Here is an 18,400-nt window from a genome sequence, read left to right on the forward strand (position 1 = left end):
ATCGTTTCCTTCGGTGGTGTAAATTTTCAGCACTCTTGGCATAACGTGATCAGATGTCCCGCATACCGGTCATCCTGGCCGCGGCCCTGACCGTCGCGATGGGTCTCACCGTCCGGGGCTTGTGGGACGGGCCGGTGCCGAAGTACGCGGGCGACGCCCTCTACACCGTGCTGATCTACACGCTCGTGGTGGTGGCCCTACCCCGGATCCGGCCGATCGTAGCGGCTTCGGTGGCGGCCGGGGTGAGCTGGGTCGTCGAGTTCGCGCAACTCTGGGAGATTCCCGAGGTGTTGCGGCCGGTGCTGGGGAGCACGTTCAACGTGCCCGATCTGCTCTGGTACGTCGTGGGGGCGGGGTGCGCGTGGGCCGCGCACACGCTCTGGCTCAAGCGTCACCCCACCCCCTGAACGCCACCCCCGCCGGTCAGTGGCAGCCGCCGGAGCCGCAGCAGGAGCCGCCGGCCTGCGGGAGCAGCTCAACCGTCCCGGCCAGCTCGTAACCGGCCTCCACCACGGCCGCGTCCACCAGCGTGCGATCGAGCGGCTCCGCGCTCGTCACGGTCACCGCACCGGACGCCAGATCCACCTCGACCCCGCTCACCCCGCCGATCTTGCCGACCTCCTCGGTCACGGAGCTGACACAGTGGCCGCAGGTCATGCCCTCAACCTGGTACGTCGCGACAGTCATGACACTCCTCACTCTCGGATTCCGATCAGGCCACTATACCCCCTAGGGGTAAAGATGCATACTTCGAAACCGCCCGGAAAGGGGGCCTGTAAACAGGCAGCCCAAAGGAGTTCTCATGTTGAACGGAAAGACGATCGCGTTCCTGGTCGCTCCTGAGGGAGTGGAGCAGGTGGAGCTCACGGAGCCCTGGAAGGCGGTCAAGCAGGCAGGCGGGACACCCGTGCTGATCTCGACCGCGCCGGGCCAGATCCAGGCGTTCCACCACCTGGACAAGGCCGACAGGTTCGCCGTCGACGAGACGGTGGACCACGTCGACCCGGCCTCCTTCGACGGTCTCGTACTCCCCGGCGGTGTCGCCAATCCCGACTATCTGCGCATGGTGCCCGCCGCCGTCCGGTTCACCAGGGCCTTCTTCGACTCCGGCAAGCCGGTGGCGGCCATCTGCCACGCGCCCTGGACGCTGGTCGAGGCGGACGTGGTGCACGGCCGGACGATCACGTCCTGGCCCAGCCTGCGGACCGACCTGCGCAACGCGGGCGCGAGCTGGGTGAACCAGGAGGTCGTGGTCTGCACCTCAGGGCCGAACACACTGGTCAGCAGTCGCAAGCCGGACGATCTCAAGGCGTTCTGCCAGGCGGCCACGGACGCCTTCGGCGCCCAGTGACGACACACGGGCAGCACGGTTCACGGCGGGCCCGGGGTCCGCCGTGAACCCGTCAATCCCCTCAGGCGACCACCGCCACCCTCTTGTTCCCTGGGAAGAAATGGTCTAGACCTAGACCAAATAGAGCGTCCTCCGCGCCCCCAGGGAGACCTCAGTGAGTATCGAAGAGGATTCCAGGCGACTCGCCGAGCTCGGCTACAAGCAGGAGCTGGCCCGCACCTGGAGCGGTTTCTCCAACTTCGCCATCTCTTTCTCGATCATCTCCATCCTCGCCGGCTGCTTCACGACCTTCGGACAGGCATGGAACAACGGCGGCCCCATCGCCATCTCATGGGGCTGGCCGCTGATCTCGGTGTTCATCCTGATCATCGGCTTCTGCATGTCGGAGCTGGTCTCGGCGTACCCGACGGCCGGCGGCATCTACTGGTGGGCCGCCACGCTGGGCAAGCCGATCCACGGCTGGTTCACCGGCTGGCTCAACCTGATCGGCCTCATCGCCGTCACCGCGTCGGTCGACTACGGCTGCGCGACGTTCCTCAACATCACCCTCAACCGGCTGACCGGCGGCGCATGGGAGGGCACGCTCCCCCAGGCGTTCCTGCTGTTCGTGATCATCCTGGCGCTGCACGCCCTGATCAACATCTACAGCCACAAGCTGATCGCCCTGCTGCAGAACGTCTCGGTCTGGTGGCACGTCGCGGGCGCCGCGATCGTCGTCGGCATCCTGATCTTCGCGCCGAGCGAGCACCAGTCCCTCGGCTTCGTCTTCGGCGGCACCAACAACAACTCCGGCTTCGGCAGCGGCGCGGAAGGAGTGCCCTTCTGGCTGTACGTGCTGCCGCTCGGCTTCCTGCTCACCCAGTACACGATCACCGGCTTCGACGCCTGCGCCCACGTGTCGGAGGAGACCCAGGGCGCGGCCAAGAGCGCCGCCCGCGGACTGTGGCAGTCGATCTTCTATTCGGCGATCGGCGGCTGGATCCTGCTCCTGTCGTTCCTGTTCGCCGCCACGAACGTCGACGCGATCAACGAACAGGGTGGGTTCGTCGGGGCCATCTTCGAAACCGCGCTCTCGTCCCCGCTGGCCACGGCGATCTTCGCGATCTCCACGATCGGCCAGTTCTTCTGCGGGATGAGCTGCGTGACGTCGATGTCGCGGATGACGTACGCGTTCTCGCGCGACGGCGCCGTGCCGGGATGGCGGCTCTGGTCCAGGGTCGACCGCAACCGCACCCCCGTCAACGCCATCCTCGCCGGCTGCCTCGTGGCCGCGCTGATCACCCTGCCCGCCCTCTACGCCCCCGCGGGCCTGACCACCCCTGTCGCCTTCTACGCCGTCGTCTCGATCGCGGTCATCGGCCTCTACCTGGCCTTCCTCATCCCGATCTGGCTCCGGCTCCGCATGGGCGAGGCGTTCAAACCGGGGCCGTGGACGCTCGGCAAGAAGTACAAGGCGCTGTGCTGGATCGCGTGCGTCGAGATCGTGATCGTGTCGATCTACTTCATCATGCCGTTCTCACCGGCCGGAGTGCCCGGCAATCCGGACTTCACCTGGACGTCGGTCAACTACGCCCCCATCGCGGTCGGGGTCGTGCTGATCGGGATCGCGCTGTGGTGGACGTTGTCGGCCAAGCACTGGTTCACCGGCCCCCGCCGTACCGTCGACGAGGTCCCAACCTCCTGACGCCCGCCTTTAAGTGGTCGCCTCGAAAGCGGTGGCCACGGCCGTACGGACCTCGTTCATCGACGTCGAGCCCAGCTCGCGCTTGAGCGAGGTCATGTCCACATCCGGCATTCCACACGCGATCGCCCAGTGCCACGGCTCCAGGTCGCCGTCCACGTTGAGCGCGAACCCATGGCTGGTCACCCCCCGGCTCTGCCGCATCCCGATCGAGATGACCTTCCGCCCGGTCTCGACGGTCCAGACGCCGGTCAGCAGTTCCGACCCCGGAGGCGTGTCCCGGCGCTCGGCGGGCAACCCCAGCTTGCCCAGCGCCTCGGCCAGCCGCAGCTCCACCTCACGCACGTAGTCGACGATGCCTTCGTCCTCGCCCAGCTTGACGATCAGGTAGCCGACGAGCTGACCGGGCCCGTGATAGGTGAGCTGCCCGCCCCTCCCGGTCTCGACCACCGGAATGCCGCGCCCCGGATCGGGCAGATGGCCCATCGGCGTACGCCGGCCGATCGTGTAGACGGACGGATGGCTCAACAGCCAGAGCGTGTCCGGCCGCTCCTCCCGTTGGCGCCGGCCGACGAGCTCGGTCATGCGCTCCATCGCCTGGTCGTACTCGACAAGCTCATCCTGGATGAGCGTCAGCGGCCTTGCCCTCATGCTTCGAGGATAGGACGCCTCCCGAACACCGGCGCACCCAGCCCGAACACACATTCACCCCCGGCTTCCACCTGGTCACATCGGTCACATCGGGCCGTACACAGAGCGTGGGCAACAGGGTGGCAACAACCTGTTCGCCCTTGTATGGCATCGCCCCATCCGCCTCACGAGAAGGAATAGGCTCAGACGAGGAGTCGGGCTGCCGGGACGTTGGGGGATTGGGTGAGCAAGTCGTTCGTGCACCTGCATGTTCATACGGAGTACAGCATGCTGGACGGGGCGGCCAAGATGAAGCCGCTGTTCAAGGAAGCCGAACGGCTGGGCATGCCGGCGATCGCGATGTCCGACCACGGCAACATGTTCGGCGCCTACGAGTTCCAGAAGGTCGCCGGGGGTAGCCCGGTCAAGCCGATCATCGGCATCGAAGCGTATGTGGCCCCGGCCGCGCGGCAGTTCAAGAAGCCCGTCTTCTGGGGGCAACGGGCCGAAACCGGCGTGGCGGACGGCGAGGGCGGCAAGGATGTCTCCGGCGGCGGCCGGTACACCCACATGACCATGTGGGCCAAGGACGCGGACGGCCTGCGCAATCTGTTCCGCCTGTCGTCCCTTGCGAGCTTCGAGGGCTACTACGGCAAGCCCCGCATGGACCAGGAAGTGATCTCCCAGTACGCGAGCGGCATCATCGCCACCACCGGTTGCCCCTCCGGCGCCGTGCAGACCCGGATCCGGCTGGGCCAGTACGACGAAGCGGTGCGCGTCGCCGGTGAGTATCAGGAGATCTTCGGTAAGGAGAACTACTTCCTTGAGCTGATGGACCACGGCATCGACATCGAACGAGAGGTCCGTGCCGATCTGCTCAAGCTGGCCAAACAGCTCAACATCCCCCTGCTGGCCACCAACGACTCCCACTACGTGACCGAGGACCAGGCCGACGCGCACGACAGCCTCCTGTGCGTCGGCGTGGGCAAGAACAAGGACGACCCCAACCGATTCCGGTTCAACGGCTCCGGCTACTACCTCAAGTCGGCCGACGACATGTACGCCCTGTTCCCCGAACTGCCCGAGGCGTGCGACAACACCCTGCTCGTGGCGGAGATGGTCGGCGACTACGGCGACGTGTTCGCCCAAGTGGACCGGATGCCCGATTACCCGGACGTGCCCGAAGGCGAAACGCAGGAGTCCTGGCTGCGCAAGGAGGTGGAAGTCGGCCTGGTCATGCGGTACGGCGACCCCGTCCCGGCCGAGGTGACGGAGCGGTACGAGACCGAGATGAAGGTCATCGGCCCGATGGGGTTCTCCTCCTACTTCCTCGTCGTCGCCGACATCTGCAAGTACGCGCGCGACAACGGCATCGCGGTCGGGCCCGGCCGAGGATCGGCCACCGGCTCGATCGTGGCTTACGCCACCCGCATCACCGAGCTCGACCCGCTGGAGCACGGCCTGCTGTTCGAGCGCTTCCTCAACCCCGAGCGGATCAACCCGCCTGACGTCGACCTCGACTTCGACGACCGCCAGCGCGACCGCATGGTGAACTACGTCACCCAGAAGTACGGCAGCGAGTACACCGCGCAGGTCAACACGTTCGGCACGATCAAGGCCAAGGCTGCCGTCAAGGACGCGAGCCGGATCCTCGGCTACCCGTTCGCGATGGGCGACAAGATCACCAAGGCGATGCCGCCGGACGTCATGGGCAAGGGCGTCCCCCTCTCGGACATCTTCAACGAGGACCACGCCCGCTACAACGAGGGCACCGAGCTCCGCTCCCTGTACGAGAACGACCCCGACGTCAAGAAGGTCATCGACACCGGCAGAGGCATCGAAGGACTGATCCGCGGCACCGGCGTGCACGCGGCCGCCGTCATCCTGTCCTCGACTCCGCTGCTTCAACTCATCCCCATGCACATGCGGGACAAAGACGGCGTCGTCATCACCGGGTTCGACTACCCGTCCTGTGAGGACATGGGCCTGGTCAAGATGGACTTCCTGGGCCTGAGAAACCTGGGCATCATCGACCACGCCATCAAGATCATCAAGCAGAACCGGGGCATCGAACTCGACACCCTGACGATGCCGCTCGACGACACCAAGACCTACCAGCTTCTGGCCCGCGGCGACACGCTCGGCGTCTTCCAGCTCGACGGCGGCCCCATGCGATCGCTGCTGAAGCTGATGGAGCCGACCCGGTTCGAGGACATCGCCGCCGTGCTCGCCCTGTACCGGCCGGGCCCGATGGCGGCCAACGCCCACACCAACTACGCCCACCGTAAGAACGCCCGCCAGGACATCGAGCCCATTCACCCGGAGCTCAAGGAAGCGCTCGAACCGATTCTCGGCCCGACCTTCCACCTGCTCGTCTACCAAGAGCAGATCATGGCCGTCGCCCGTGAGCTGGCCGGCTACACCCTCGGCGGCGCCGACCTGCTGCGCCGCGCGATGGGCAAGAAGAAGAAGGAGATCCTGGACGCGGAGTTCGCCAACTTCCAGGCCGGCATGCGCGGCAACGGCTACAGCGACGAGTCGATCAAGGCGCTGTGGGACGTCATGCTGCCCTTCTCCGGGTACGCGTTCAACAAGTCCCACACCGCCGGATACGGACTCGTCGCCTACTGGACCGCATACCTGAAGGCCAACTACCCCGCCGAGTACATGGCCGCCCTGCTCACCTCCGTGGGCGACGACAAGGACAAGGCAGCCGTCTACCTCGCCGAATGCCGCAAGATGGGCATCCAGGTCCTTCCGCCCGACGTCAACGACTCCCAGCTCGACTTCGTCGCCGTCGGAGACACCCAGGTACGGTTCGGCATGGGCGCGGTCCGCAACGTCGGCGAGAACGTCGTCGACGGCATCGTGAAGGCCCGCGCCGAGAAGGATCGCTTCAACGACTTCAACGACTTCCTCGGCAAGGTGCCCTTGACCGCCTGCAACAAGCGGGTCATCGAGTCGTTGATCAAGGCGGGCGCGTTCGACTCCCTCGAACATCCCCGCAAGGGCCTGCTCATGATCCACGAGCAGGCCGTCGAGTCCGTCATCGACATCAAGAAGAACGAGGCGCACGGCCAGGACTCCCTGTTCGGCGGCCTCGCCGACGACGGCGACGACGGCGCCGCGTTCACGATCGCCATCCCCGACGGGGAATGGGACAAGAAGACCAAGCTCGACTTCGAGCGGGAGATGCTCGGCCTGTACGTGTCGGACCACCCGCTGGCCGGCACCGAGCGGCTGCTGGCCAGGAACCGGGACACCACGATCGCCGACCTGCTGGACAGCGGCCGTGACGACCGCGGCGACGTGCGGGTGTCCGGCCTGGTCACCAAGGTGGACCGGCGGGTGAACAAGGCGGGCAACACGTGGGCCATCCTCACGGTCGAGGACATGGACGCGGCCGTCGAATGTCTGTTCTTCCCCCGCAACTACGAGCTGTACGGGCCGGAACTGCGGCCGGACATCGTGGTGTCGGTCGCGGGCCAGATCAACAACCGAGACGGCGCCATCTCGGTCTTCGCCCAGGAGATGGCCCTCATCGACGTCTCCGGCGTGAACAGCGAATCCGGCGCCCCGATCACCCTGCTCCTGCGGGAGGACCGCATCACCCCGGACCTGCTGGAAGAGCTGCGGCAGGTCCTGAAGACACACCAGGGGCAGGTGCCGCTGCACGTCAACGTGATGAGGCGGGCAGGCAAGACCATGGTGATGGCGCTGCCGGAGTGGCCGGTCAACGCCGCGCCGAGCTTCGCCGCCGATATCAAGGCGCTGCTCGGACCGGAATCGATCTCGCTGTGAGCCGGAAACGTGCGACGCGCACGCCTCGCACGCAGCGGCCCTGATCACGTGGTTCCAGGTCAACGGCCAAGCCGGCGACGGGGCCACGGAGTTCGTGCAGTTGCTCGTGGAATGGGCGACCAGCGTGTTGGTGCCACCGCTGGATGAAGTCCAGCTCCAAGAAGAGATCGAGCTGTGGCGGCGCGGCGAACTGTAGCCGCGCAATAAGGGACCGCCCCCGCCGATCACTGCGGCGGGGGCCGGTCTTCAAGCTTTCCGAGCATTTCATAGGCCGGACGGTGCGCGTCGACAAAGACGGTTCCCGCTGGAACTGCTCTTCACCCTTGACCGTCGTTCCCGCCCCTACAACAAGCCCCTGACCGAACGAGGGGCCTACTGGCCGGCGCGGCTCGGCCTCCTCATCGCCATCCTGTCGGGGAATTCGACCAAGAGTACGCATACACAGAGTCATAGCATGGTAACCTTCTGTGCATGGTCACCTCCCAGCACGAGGCGCTCCATCGCATTTTCCGCGACAATCCGGAGCTGTACTCTCGCGCTTTCAAGATGCTCAACATCGAGTTCCCGGCCGCGCGCGAGGTCGCCGTCATCGATACCGACATGACGGAAATAGTGCCGATTGAGCGTCGCGCCGACACGGTGATGATGTTCACGTCCCGAGGGGGCGCCAAGCACGTAATCATCAGTGAATCGCAATCCGAACCGGACAACGACAAACCTGCTTCGTGGGCGTACTACATCAGTTATGCGCGCATCAAGTTCGACTGTCCGGCGACGCTTCTGGTGATCTCTCAGAAAGAGTCCACAGCCAAGTGGGCCCGCCGACCGAAAGCGATCGGCCTGCCCGGCCATCCCTCCCTGACCGTGCACCCCATCGTGCTCGGCCCCGACAACGTACCCAAGATCACCGACCTGGCGGAGGCGTCCACGGACGTGGTGCTCACCATGTTCTCGGCGCTCACGCATGCGCGATCCAGTGAGGTCGCTGCGATACTGGAAGCCCTGGATGTCGCGCTGACCACGGTCGACACCAACAGCGCGAGGTACATGGCCGAACAAGTGGAAATAGGTCTCGGAGACACCAAAGCCCGACAGATCTGGAGGGGCCTGATGACCATGCAGAACTATCGATACAAGTCCGAGTTCGCGGAAATCCTCCGAGCCGAAGGTGAGGCCATTGGCGAGGCCCGCGGCAAGGCCCTCGGTGAGGCCCTCGGTGAGGCGCGCGGCAAGGCTCTCGGTAAGGCTCTCGGCGAGGCCCTCGGTGAGGCGCGCGGCAAGGCCCTCGGCAAGGCTCTCGGCGAGGCGAGGTCCGTGCTGAAGATCCTTGAGGAACGGGGCGTTCCTGTCTCGGAGTCAGTGCGAGAGCGGATCCAGAACTGCACGGACCCCGCCCTCCTTGACCAATGGCTCCTCCGATCCCTGAAGGTCACCACTGCCGAGGAACTCTTCGGCTGACCCCCAACTCGCTCGCAGCCATTGTGGGGCGCATTCGGCGGGACACAGGGAGACCGCCCCACGCTGCTCTCATCGTCAAAGATCCAAAACCCGAATTCAAGGCCAGGGCCGGGCGGCAAAGACACCCTGCCAGACGTCCATGACCTCAGTATTTCCTTCTCCTGCGGGGACATCCAGGAGGATTACCCAAGCGGGATTGAAAGACCTCGTCTCAACCAGTCGGGTGGGTGTCGGCGGCCCACCCGGTAACCAGGCAACGGGTGGGCCACCACGGGCGCCGTAAGGCGCGGGGGGTGCGCTGAAGGCACCTGAAGCAGAGCTGCCTGAGCTCCGTGGCGCGCAGCGCCCCCTGTGAAGACCTTTGTGCCGGGGCGGGCGTCAGCGGCCCACCCGGCAACGGGAGGGTGATCCCGAGGGGCCGCCGGTCAGGCGTGGTAGCCCTTGGGCTGCTCCGGGATGAGGATCCACATGGCGACGTAGACGACCCACAGCGGTCCGGGGATGAGCGACAGCAGCAGCCAGAGAATCCGGACGAGGGTGGGGGGCAGGCCCATCTTGTCGGCCAGCCCGCCGCAGACCCCGGCCAGAATTCTGTGCTCTCGTGAGCGGTACATGATCTCCTCCGTCTGTGACGACCTCCTGTGAAACGAATGGTCAGGCCGCAGGACTCCCGTCAGGGACCCTGAGAAAACCCTGTAAGGGTCAGCCACTCATGGGCCATGCCCAGATGTCGGCTGGTCAGTCCCCGTGCGGGGTCGACGTGGATGAGCAGGAAGTCGGTCAGACCCTGATGGACCCTGAGGTATTCCTCGTCCTCGGCCCACACCTGGTCGTCGAACCAGACGAACGGCCGTCGTCCCGCGAAGGCCGCCACGTGCGGGGTTTTGAACATTTCGCCGAACTCGCTCGGCGGGTCCGGGCTCAGCGGGATGACGGGCAGCGGCGGGAGGCCGATTCTGGGAGCGATCCATTCGTTGGCGTGGTGTTCCCAGGTGGTCGCCCATACCAGCTCGGAACCGGTCGAAATGGCGAGGTCGAGCAGTCGGCGGCCGTGCCGGGGGTTGAGGTGGACGGTGTAGACGACGGCGCCGATCGTGCAGTTGTAGCGCCGGAAGCCCGGCGTGGGGCGTCCCATGGGGTTGAGCACACCGTCCACGTCGAGCAGCAGCAGGGGTTTCACTCGCTCACTCCGGCCCGGTACGCCTGCGGGCTGACCCCCCGTACCCGCTTGAAGGCCGCGCTGAGCGCGAACGGGCTGCCGTACCCGACCTTGGCCGCCACCGACCCGATCGTGGCGTCGGGCTCGCGCAGCAGGTCGGCGGCGAGGGCCAGGCGCCAGTCGGTGAGGAACGCCATCGGCGGCTCCCCGACCAGTTCGGTGAACCGCCTGGCCAGCGACGCGCGCGAGACCCCGACCTGGGCGGCGAGCGAGGCGACGGTCCACGGATGGGCGGGGTTGTTGTGCAGCATCCGCATGGCTTTGCCGACCACCGGGTCGCCCATGGCGCGATACCAGGCGGGCGCCTCGTATGTGGCGAAGTGCGAGCGCAGCACGGCGATGAGCAGCAGGTCGAGCAGCCGGTCGAGGACGGCCTCCTGCCCCGGCTCGTCCTTGACGATCTCGGCGCTCAGCAGTTCGATGAGCGGCCCGCCCGGCTGCACGATCAGTGGGGGCAGCGCTTCCAGCAGCCGCCTGCTGACCTCGCCCTCCAGGTTGTACGTGCCGGTGAGCAGCACGGTCCCGCCGCCGAGGCTGTTGCCCCAGGTCCGTATGCCCAGGTCCATGGTCTCGTAGAGGGACTCGCCGTCGATCGTGACGCAGCGCTGGCCGGGGTGGATGACGATCTGCGGCGTGGTGGCGGGGTCGTCGGCCACCGTGTACGGCTGCGGCCCCCGGCTGATGGCCACCTGGCCGGGCGAAAGGCGTACGGGGTCACGGTCCCCGTCGAGCACGATCCACGACTCCCCCGCCACCTGCGCGATCACCGACAGCGGGGCCTCATCCTGGATACGCAGCGACCAGGGCGGATCGAGGATCGAGCGGAGCAGGAAGGCGCCACGGGCTCGCGGGCCGTCCAGAAGCGCCGCTAGCTGGTCCATGGCTAGACGATCGCATATGGGATTGCGCTTCTCAACCATGGAGAGTCTTATGGGTATAGCGCCTTACTAGAGATATGACGATTTTGGTGCTGGGCGGCACGGGCAAGACCGGCCGTCGCGTGGCTGACCGGCTCACCGCGCTCAACCTGCCCGTACGGATCGGCTCCCGCTCGGCCGTACCGGCCTTCGACTGGTACGACCGCGCCACCTGGGAGCCCGCCCTCGACGGCGTCACCGCCGCCTACCTTTCCTACTACCCCGACCTGGCCTTCCCCGGCGCGGGCGAGAACATCAAGGCGTTCACGGACCTGGCCGTCAGGAACGGCGTGCGGCGGCTGGTGCTGCTGTCGGGCCGGGGCGAGCCGGAGGCGCAGGCGAGCGAGCGTATCGTCCAAGAGTCGGGTGCGCTGTGGACGATCGTGCGCTGTAGCTGGTTCATGCAGAACTTCAGCGAGGACTTCCTGTTCGAGCAGGTACGCGAGGGCGTCATCGCCCTGCCGGCGGCCGACGTGCCCGAGCCGTTCGTGGACGTGGACGACATCGCCGACGTGGCCGCCGCCGCGCTCAGTCAGGAGGGTCACGGGGACACGCTGTACGAGCTGACCGGGCCCCGTCTGCTGACCTTCGCGGAGGTGGCCGCGGAGTTGTCGAAGGCGACCGGGCGGGAGATCGCATTCGTCCGCGTCACGTCCGAGGCGTACGTGGCGGGGGCCGTCGCCCACGGCGTGCCCCAAGAGGCGGCCGAGGGCCTGGCCAGGCTGTTCACCGACATCCTCGACGGCCGCAACGCCCAGGTGGCCGACGGCGTACGGCAGGCGCTGGGCCGCCCCGCCAGAGACTTCACCGCCTTCGCCCAAGCCAACGCCCAGGTGTGGGACTAGAAAGCGGACGGGAAGCCCGAACGGGCCCGCGCGGGTGCGGGGGGCGAGGAAACCCGAACAGGCCCGCGCCAGGTACGGGCTGGGAAAACCGAACGGGCCCGCGCCGAGTGCGGGCTAGGAAGCCCGGACGGCCTTGGCCGGGTCCCAGCCCGGCCGTGGCACCGAGTCGAGCAGCAGCCGCGTGTAAGGGTGTTCCGGCTCCGCGAGCACCCGCTCGACCGCGCCCCGCTCCACCACCACCCCCCGGTGCAGCACCAGCGTCTGTTCGCACAGGTGCCGCACGACGGCCAGGTCGTGGCTGACGAACAGCAGCGCCACCCCCGACTCACGGCGCACCCGGGCGAGCAGTTCGAGGATCTGGGCCTGGATCGAGACGTCGAGGGCGGCCACCGCCTCGTCCAGCACGAGCACGGACGGCTCCACGGCCAGCGCTCGGGCGATGGCCAGCCGCTGGCGCTGGCCGCCGCTGAGCTGGTGGGGGCGGGCGCCGGCCTCGCGTGTGCCGAGCCCGACCTGGTCGAGCAGGCCGGAGGCGAGCGCCGGGTCCTTGTCGTGCAGCTTCAGCGCCGTGTGCAGGCACTCGGCCGCGGTGAGCCGGGGGTCGAGCGAGAGGTACGGGTCCTGGAAGACCATCTGGATCTCGCGGGCCCTGCCCAGCCGGGCGGCCCGCCCGCGCGCGCGAACGCGTTCCCGCCCGTCCACGGTGATCGTGCCGGAGTCGGGGGTGACGAGGCCGACGAGCATGCGGGCGATCGTGGTCTTGCCCGACCCCGACTCTCCGACCAGGCCGAGCGAGCCGCCCTCGGGCAGTTCGAAGGAGACCCGGTCGGCGGCCACGGCGCCGTGGAAGGACTTGCACAGGTCGTGTACGGCGAGCATCAGACCTCCACCAGACGGCAGGCGGCCGACCCGCCCGGCACGGTCATGGGCGACGGCTGCCAGGTGTCGCAGGCTTCGTCGGCGGCCGGGCAGCGGGGCGCGAACGGGCACCCGGCGAAGGTGTCGTCGAGCGACGGCGGCCGTCCGGGAATGGGCTGGATCGGGCGGGGATCGCCCAGCTCGGGCGTGCAGGCCAGCAGGCCCGCGGTGTACGGATGGCGCGGATCGTCGAACAGTTCCTTGGCCGGCCGCGACTCCACCACGGTCCCCGCGTACAGCACGTGCACCCGGTCGCAGAAGGCCGCAGCGAGCTGCAGGTCGTGGGTGATGAACAGCATGCCCAGCTCCCGCTCGGCCTGCACCCGCCGCAGCAGGGCCAGTGTCTCGGCCTGGGTGGTGACGTCGAGCGCGCTCGTCGCCTCATCGGCCAGCAGGAGCGCGGGGTCGGCGGCCAGCGCGGCGGCGATGACCACGCGCTGCAGCATGCCGCCCGACAGCTCGTGCGGGTACTGCCGCAGGCGCAGTTCGGGGTCGTCGATGCCGACGGCGGCCAGGAGCTCCAGCGCCCGCGCGCGGGCCTCGGCCTTGGGCCGGCCCAGCGTGTGCACCATGCGCTCGGTCAGGAAGTCGCCGATCCTGCGGACCGGGTTGAGCGACGAGCGCGGGTCCTGGTAGATCATCGACACCTGTGCGGCGCGCAGGTCTCGCAGCGAGGCGGGGCTCATCGTGAGCACGTCGTGGCCGGAGACCGCCACCCGGCCCGACACCCGCGCGCCCTCGGGCAGCAGGCGCAGCACCGACCTGGCGATCGTGGACTTGCCCGAGCCGGACTCGCCGACCAGGCCCACGATCTCGCCCTTGCCGACGGTGAGCGACACCTCGCGCAGGATCGGCCGCCGGCCGCCCGCCTCGATCGTCAGCCCTTCGACCGTGAGCAGCATCACGACCCCCTCACGCCCATGCGGTCGGCCAGGCGTACGCCGATCACGTTGAACGACACGACCACGAGCGCGATGGCCGCGCCCGGCACCAGCACCGGCAGGAACGCCCCCTGCACGATCGCCGGCTGCCCCTCCTTGACCATGAGCCCCCAGTCGGAGGACGGCGGCTGCGCCCCGAACCCGAGGAAGCTCAGTGTGGCCAGGCTCATCAGCCCCTCGCCGAACAGCACGACCAGGTAGCCGACGATCGAGCGCGCCATGTTGGGCACCAGGTGCCGCACGCAGATCGTCAGGCCGCCCATGCCCTGCACGCGATAGGCATCGATGTACGGTTTGCCGCATTCGGCGAGCGCGACGCTGCGGGTGTACTTGGCGATCGTCGGCGTGTAGGCCAGGGCGAGCGCGACGACCGCCGTGGTCATCCCGTTGCCGAACACGGCCACGATCAGCACCACGAACAGCAGCCCGGGAAAGGCGTACATGACGTCGGTCACCCTGGAGACGACGGCGTCGATCCAGCCGCCGTGCCAGGCGGCCAGCGTGCCGAGGGCGACGCCGAGGAGCGAGGCGATGGCCAGCAGCACCAGGGGGCCGATCAGGGACGTGCGGGCGCCGTACAGGACCCTGGAGAGCAGGTCACGTCCGGACTGGTCGGCGCCGAGCGGGTGCTCGGGCGACATCGGGGCCAGCGTGGCGGCGAAGTCGACCGCGTCGGGCGGGTACGGGGCCACGAGCGGCGCGAGCACGGCCGCCGCCACGACCAGCCCGAGGAAGACCATGGCCAGCCGGTAGCCGAGCGGACTCGCCGCCCGCGGCGGCAGGGTCGCGACCGCAGTCACGAACCCTCCTTCGTCGGGCCCGTGTTTCCCTGCTCACTGATGACCTCGACAAGCTCGGTCACGAACCCTCCTTCGTCGGGCCCGTGTTTCCCTGCTCACTGATGACCTCGACAAGCTCGGTCATGCCCGCCTCCTCACTCTGGGGTCGATCAGCGGCTGCAGCAGGTCGACGAGCGTGGTCACGGCGATGTAGGCGGTGACCATGAGCAGCAGCACCGCCTGCGTCACGGGGAAGTCGTGGGTGTTGATCGCCTGGACGAGCAGCGAGCCCACGCCGCTGAGGCCGAACGCGGTCTCGATGGTGACCGTGCCGGCGAGCATGCCGGCCGTGACCAGCCCGCACATGGTCACGATCGGCCCGAGCGCGCCGCGGAAGACGTGGCGGGCGACGATGAGCCGCTCGCTCAGCCCGGAGGCGCGGGCCACGGTCACGTGGTCGAGTTCGCGCTGCTCGACCATGGACTGCCGGGTGACCCGGCTGATGATGGCCAGCGCGCCGAGCGCCAGCGTCACGGCGGGCAGCGTCAGGTGCCACAACGACCCGCCGCCCATGACGGGAAACCAGCCGAGCTGCACGCCGAACAGCGAGATCAGCGCCGTGGCGATCACGAACGACGGCACCGAGGTGGCGAACGTCGTGCCCGCCACCACCGCCGAGTCCGTACGGCCGCCGCGCACGGCCGCCAGTACCCCCAGCGCGATCCCGAACACCACGAACAGCACCGACGCGTAGGCCACCAGGCCGAGCGTGCTCGGCAGCCGGGCCAGCAGCAGGTCGCCGACCTGGTCGTTGTACTGCAGCGACCGCCCGAGGTCGCCGGTCACCGCGTCGCCGAGCCAGCGGAGGTACTGCACCAGGAACGGGTCGTCGAGGTGGTACTGGGCGCGGATGGCGGCCAGGTATTCGGGCGTCAGATTCTCCTTGCCGCCCGCCAGGAACGTCACCGGATCGCCAGGCGCCGCGTAGGACGCCCCGAAGATCACGAACGAGGTGGCGAGCAGCGTGGCGACCAGCCCTGCCAGCTTGCGGACCACGGCTCAGCCCTTGGCCCCGAGATCGGCCGCCCATGGGTAGCCCATGTGGACCTGGGAGGCGGGCGGCCCGGTCACCTTGCCGCCGAGCACGAGCGCGTTGGGGACCTCGACCAGCGAGATCCACACCATGTCGGCGGTGAAGCGGCGCTGCAGCTCGATGACGTCCTTGGCGCGGGCGGCGGCGTCGGTGCTCTCCAGCGCGCCGGCCACGAGCTTGTCGTAGCCGGGCGAGCTGAAGCCGACCCAGTTGTTGGCCGACCCGGTCAGGCCGTTGTCGTAGAAGCCGATGGGGTCGGACTTGGTGATGTACCAGTCGTCGGGGACGAGGTCGACCTGCGCCCTGAGCGACTCGTCGGTGTAGAAGCTGCCGAACTCGCTCGACGGGACGGTCTTGATCTCTGCCGTCAGGCCGATCTTCTTGGCCGCGTCGACGACGGCGTTGGCGATGACCGTGCGCGCCTGCGAGCCGTCGGTCGCCACGACGATCGCTTCCTTGGGCGAGCCGGCCTCCTGGACGAGCTTCTTGGCCTCCTCGACCGCCGGCGACTCCGGCGAGCCCTGGAGCTGGTCGTAGGCCGCCTGGAACACCTGTTTCTCATAGGACCACGCCCCTGCGCCGACCGGGATCTTCCACGGCCTGGCCAGCCCCGAGAAGGCGGATTTGGCGATGCCCGCCCGGTCGACGGCCAGCGACAGCGCCCGCCGGATCCTGGCGTCCTTCATGACGCCGCGCGAGGTCGGCAGCAGCACGTACACGCGCGTGGTCGCCCCGTAGGCGACGCTGACCGCCGGGTTGGCCTGCAGCGCGACCGCAGGCCCCGTGTCGGACAGGTACGCGCCCTGCGCCGCCCCCGTGACCAGGCCGTTGACCAGCGCGGTCTCTTCGGCCCACTGGAAGGTGATGCTCTTGGTGAGCGGCTTGACGGACGTGTTCCAATATTGGTCGTAGCGCTCGATCGTGAGCGTGCTGCCGGACTTCCACTCCTTCAGCCGGTACGGCCCGCTGCAGGCATCCTCGTGGCCCGGGGTGCCGTACTCCTTGCCGAGCTTCTCGACGACCTTCCTGTTGAGCACGATGCCCGCGCCGCCGGCGATGGCCTGCTCGAACAGCGCGTTGGGCCGCTTGAAGGCGATCGTGACCTCGTGCTCGCCGCTCTTGCGGACGGATTCGACGTCCTCGAACTCGTCGGACTCGTCCATGCCCTTGCCCGCGTGCCGCTCCAGGCTCCAGACCACGTCGTCGGCCGTGACCGGCGAGCCGTCGTGGAAGGTGGCGTCCTGGCGCAGGGTGAGCACCATGGTCTTGGGGTCGGGCTGCTCGGCCTTCTCGGCCAGCCACGGTTTGACGGTCATGTCGGGCTGGGTCTGCATGAGACGCTCGCAGACGTTCGACATGATCGTGCGGTTGGGGGTGCCGCCGTCGGCGTCGAGGTCGAGGGTGCCGGGCTCCTCGTCCAGCAGCCAGACGGCGCGCTCGAGCGGACCCGTCGCCTTGGCCGTGCGTTCGACCAGCGTGAGCTTGGCGGGGTCTGGTGCTTTGGTGGTGGCCGCGGGCCCGCCGCACGCTGTGGTGAGACAGATCAGCCCGGCGAGGGCGAGTGGCTTCTTCACGGGGTCACGTCTCCATGCGGTCCGTCGTACAGGTTCCATGGCACGCGCTCGTACTCGTGGTCGCATGGCGTGCCGGCCGTGATCAGGTAGTCGCCCGTGGTGAGGTCGACGCAGCTCGACAGCAGGGTCGCCCACCGTTTGACGGGGGGCTGGGTCTCGTCGGGATGGGTGCAGAGGGACTCGGGGTAGCCGAGGTGGTCGGACATGGCGAGCTTGATGCGCTTGCGGGCCTCGGCGGTGCCCGAGGCGGCGCTGACGGCCCGCAGCCCGCCCTCGGCCCTGGGCACCCGGAACAGCGAGTCGGTCGAGGTCGGCCGGTAGGAGTCGGCCAGTTGGGGCGGCATGAACGCCTGGTAGTGGTTGCCGTGGACGAGCAGCCCGTCGGTCGGGTACATCCACCCGATCGCGCCGGGCGTGGTCTCCAGGTCGATCGCGAACCCGTCGCGGTGGGTGACCAGCGCGTTGCTGGCGATGTGGGCCTTCGACTTGGTCAGGGCCTCCAGCGCGGTGCCGAGGTCGCCGCTGTCGAGCACCTTGCGCCTGATCAGCGTCTGGGGGACGCCGACCGCGTCGTCGAAGCGCCCGCCGAGCCCGTTGGCGTTGAGGGCGATGCCCGCCGAGTTGGCCCCCTGCCGCCCGACCTGGCCCGCCTCCACATGCATGATCACGGTGGGTTTGCCCGGCTGGACCACCCTGAGCACCATCAGCGTGTCGGCGACACCGGCGCGCCAGTCCCAGTTCTGGCCCGCGTAGACGTGGCCGTCGCCGGACGCCTCGCTCATCAGCGCGAACGACGTGCACCCGTCGGGCTCCATCGAGCTGAACGTCGTGTCGTAGATGATCTCGCCGCGGGCGTTGAGCGCGAGGACGTCGAGGAAGTCGACGCCCGCGCCCTCGGCCAGCCCCTCCATCTCCTCGACCAGGTCGGGGGCGAACGCCCTGCTCGGCTCCACCCAGCCCGCCGCGCGCTCGGCCACCTGCGGCCACGACAGGCCGCTGGAGTGGGTGAACGCCTCGGCGTAGTAGGCCAGCGCGCGCCGCACGCGCTCGCGCGCCTGCTCGCCGTACTGCCGCCCGCGCTCGCGCGCAGCGCCGGAGATCTCGACGAGAGGCAGGGAGGTGAGGCTCAATGGTGCTCCTTGGACCGGCCGTGCAGCCTGTAATGTTCGTTTCATGAAGCGGCGAGTCTGTAG

General features: G+C 68.2%; 18 protein-coding genes. 7 read left to right on the forward strand and 11 right to left on the reverse strand.

The features are described 5' to 3' along the window. The first annotated feature begins 53 nt into the window (after window positions 1–53). Window positions 54–407 carry a ribosomal maturation YjgA family protein gene (locus ACFOY2_RS36320; protein ID WP_379532644.1) on the forward strand — a complete coding sequence of 118 codons (354 nt, stop codon included), beginning with the start codon at window positions 54–56 and terminating at the stop codon, window positions 405–407. A gap of 16 nt (window positions 408–423) precedes the next feature. On the opposite strand, the gene ACFOY2_RS36325 is transcribed toward ACFOY2_RS36320, so the two are convergent. Then, a complete protein-coding gene (locus tag ACFOY2_RS36325) occupies window positions 424–687 on the reverse strand; it encodes a heavy-metal-associated domain-containing protein (protein ID WP_379532645.1) in 264 nt (87 codons plus the stop codon). Window positions 688–802: 115 nt separating this feature from the next. Between ACFOY2_RS36325 and ACFOY2_RS36330 the strand changes: the two genes are divergently transcribed. Next, on the forward strand, window positions 803–1,351 hold the full coding sequence (locus ACFOY2_RS36330) for a type 1 glutamine amidotransferase domain-containing protein (protein WP_379532646.1): 549 nt from the start codon (window positions 803–805) through the stop codon (window positions 1,349–1,351). A gap of 154 nt (window positions 1,352–1,505) precedes the next feature. Continuing rightward, window positions 1,506–3,035 carry an amino acid permease gene (locus ACFOY2_RS36335; RefSeq protein ID WP_379532647.1) on the forward strand — a complete coding sequence of 510 codons (1,530 nt, stop codon included), beginning with the start codon at window positions 1,506–1,508 and terminating at the stop codon, window positions 3,033–3,035. Between the two features lie 9 nt (window positions 3,036–3,044). On the opposite strand, the gene lipB is transcribed toward ACFOY2_RS36335, so the two are convergent. Next, window positions 3,045–3,683, reverse strand: a complete 639-nt coding sequence (gene lipB / locus ACFOY2_RS36340) for a lipoyl(octanoyl) transferase LipB (protein ID WP_379532648.1) — start codon at window positions 3,681–3,683, stop codon at window positions 3,045–3,047. Between the two features lie 222 nt (window positions 3,684–3,905). Here lipB and dnaE point away from each other — a divergent pair, with 222 nt between their 5' ends. The 3 genes from dnaE to ACFOY2_RS36355 all read left to right on the forward strand — a co-directional run bounded on the left by dnaE (window position 3,906) and on the right by ACFOY2_RS36355 (window position 8,921). Continuing rightward, window positions 3,906–7,463: a DNA polymerase III subunit alpha gene (gene dnaE, locus ACFOY2_RS36345; protein ID WP_379532649.1), complete on the forward strand. Its 3,558-nt coding sequence runs from the start codon at window positions 3,906–3,908 to the stop codon at window positions 7,461–7,463. Then, on the forward strand, window positions 7,423–7,659 hold the full coding sequence (locus ACFOY2_RS36350; protein ID WP_379532726.1) for a DUF6300 family protein: 237 nt from the start codon (window positions 7,423–7,425) through the stop codon (window positions 7,657–7,659). Before dnaE ends, ACFOY2_RS36350 begins: the two co-directional genes overlap by 41 nt. A gap of 275 nt (window positions 7,660–7,934) precedes the next feature. Next, a complete protein-coding gene (locus ACFOY2_RS36355; protein ID WP_379532650.1) occupies window positions 7,935–8,921 on the forward strand; it encodes a hypothetical protein in 987 nt (328 codons plus the stop codon). 425 nt (window positions 8,922–9,346) lie between these two features. On the opposite strand, the gene ACFOY2_RS36360 is transcribed toward ACFOY2_RS36355, so the two are convergent. From ACFOY2_RS36360 to ACFOY2_RS36370, 3 genes are read right to left on the reverse strand one after another with little or no spacing between them, the layout of a single operon-like run. Continuing rightward, window positions 9,347–9,535: a PspC domain-containing protein gene (locus ACFOY2_RS36360; protein WP_379532651.1), complete on the reverse strand. Its 189-nt coding sequence runs from the start codon at window positions 9,533–9,535 to the stop codon at window positions 9,347–9,349. A gap of 59 nt (window positions 9,536–9,594) precedes the next feature. Next, window positions 9,595–10,101, reverse strand: coding sequence for an HAD domain-containing protein (locus tag ACFOY2_RS36365; RefSeq protein ID WP_379532652.1), 507 nt, complete (start codon window positions 10,099–10,101; stop codon window positions 9,595–9,597). Then, the gene (locus ACFOY2_RS36370; RefSeq protein ID WP_379532653.1) at window positions 10,098–11,021 is read right to left on the reverse strand and encodes an AraC family transcriptional regulator; all 924 of its coding nucleotides are present in this window, start codon (window positions 11,019–11,021) and stop codon (window positions 10,098–10,100) included. Before ACFOY2_RS36370 ends, ACFOY2_RS36365 begins: the two co-directional genes overlap by 4 nt. 74 nt (window positions 11,022–11,095) lie before the next feature. On the opposite strand from ACFOY2_RS36370, the gene ACFOY2_RS36375 reads away from it, so the two are divergent. Next, window positions 11,096–11,902: an NmrA family NAD(P)-binding protein gene (locus ACFOY2_RS36375; RefSeq protein WP_379532654.1), complete on the forward strand. Its 807-nt coding sequence runs from the start codon at window positions 11,096–11,098 to the stop codon at window positions 11,900–11,902. A gap of 114 nt (window positions 11,903–12,016) precedes the next feature. On the opposite strand, the gene ACFOY2_RS36380 is transcribed toward ACFOY2_RS36375, so the two are convergent. The 6 genes from ACFOY2_RS36380 to ACFOY2_RS36405 form a co-directional block, all read right to left on the reverse strand. Continuing rightward, on the reverse strand, window positions 12,017–12,781 hold the full coding sequence (locus ACFOY2_RS36380) for an ABC transporter ATP-binding protein (RefSeq protein WP_379532655.1): 765 nt from the start codon (window positions 12,779–12,781) through the stop codon (window positions 12,017–12,019). Continuing rightward, on the reverse strand, window positions 12,781–13,722 hold the full coding sequence (locus ACFOY2_RS36385) for an ABC transporter ATP-binding protein (RefSeq protein WP_379532656.1): 942 nt from the start codon (window positions 13,720–13,722) through the stop codon (window positions 12,781–12,783). The genes ACFOY2_RS36380 and ACFOY2_RS36385 overlap by 1 nt, the downstream gene beginning before the upstream one ends. Next, window positions 13,722–14,561 carry an ABC transporter permease gene (locus tag ACFOY2_RS36390; RefSeq protein WP_379532657.1) on the reverse strand — a complete coding sequence of 280 codons (840 nt, stop codon included), beginning with the start codon at window positions 14,559–14,561 and terminating at the stop codon, window positions 13,722–13,724. Before ACFOY2_RS36390 ends, ACFOY2_RS36385 begins: the two co-directional genes overlap by 1 nt. Before the next feature lie 120 nt (window positions 14,562–14,681). After that, complete coding sequence (locus ACFOY2_RS36395) at window positions 14,682–15,596, reverse strand: ABC transporter permease (protein ID WP_379532658.1); 915 nt, start codon at window positions 15,594–15,596, stop codon at window positions 14,682–14,684. A 3-nt stretch (window positions 15,597–15,599) separates the two neighbouring features. Next, a complete protein-coding gene (locus ACFOY2_RS36400; protein WP_379532659.1) occupies window positions 15,600–17,207 on the reverse strand; it encodes an ABC transporter substrate-binding protein in 1,608 nt (535 codons plus the stop codon). Further along, the gene (locus ACFOY2_RS36405) at window positions 17,204–18,337 is read right to left on the reverse strand and encodes a C45 family autoproteolytic acyltransferase/hydolase (RefSeq protein ID WP_379532660.1); all 1,134 of its coding nucleotides are present in this window, start codon (window positions 18,335–18,337) and stop codon (window positions 17,204–17,206) included. Before ACFOY2_RS36405 ends, ACFOY2_RS36400 begins: the two co-directional genes overlap by 4 nt. Window positions 18,338–18,400 lie beyond the last annotated feature (63 nt).

Source organism: Nonomuraea purpurea, from assembly GCF_042650645.1.
GTDB classification, from domain to species: Bacteria; Actinomycetota; Actinomycetes; order Streptosporangiales; family Streptosporangiaceae; genus Nonomuraea; species Nonomuraea purpurea.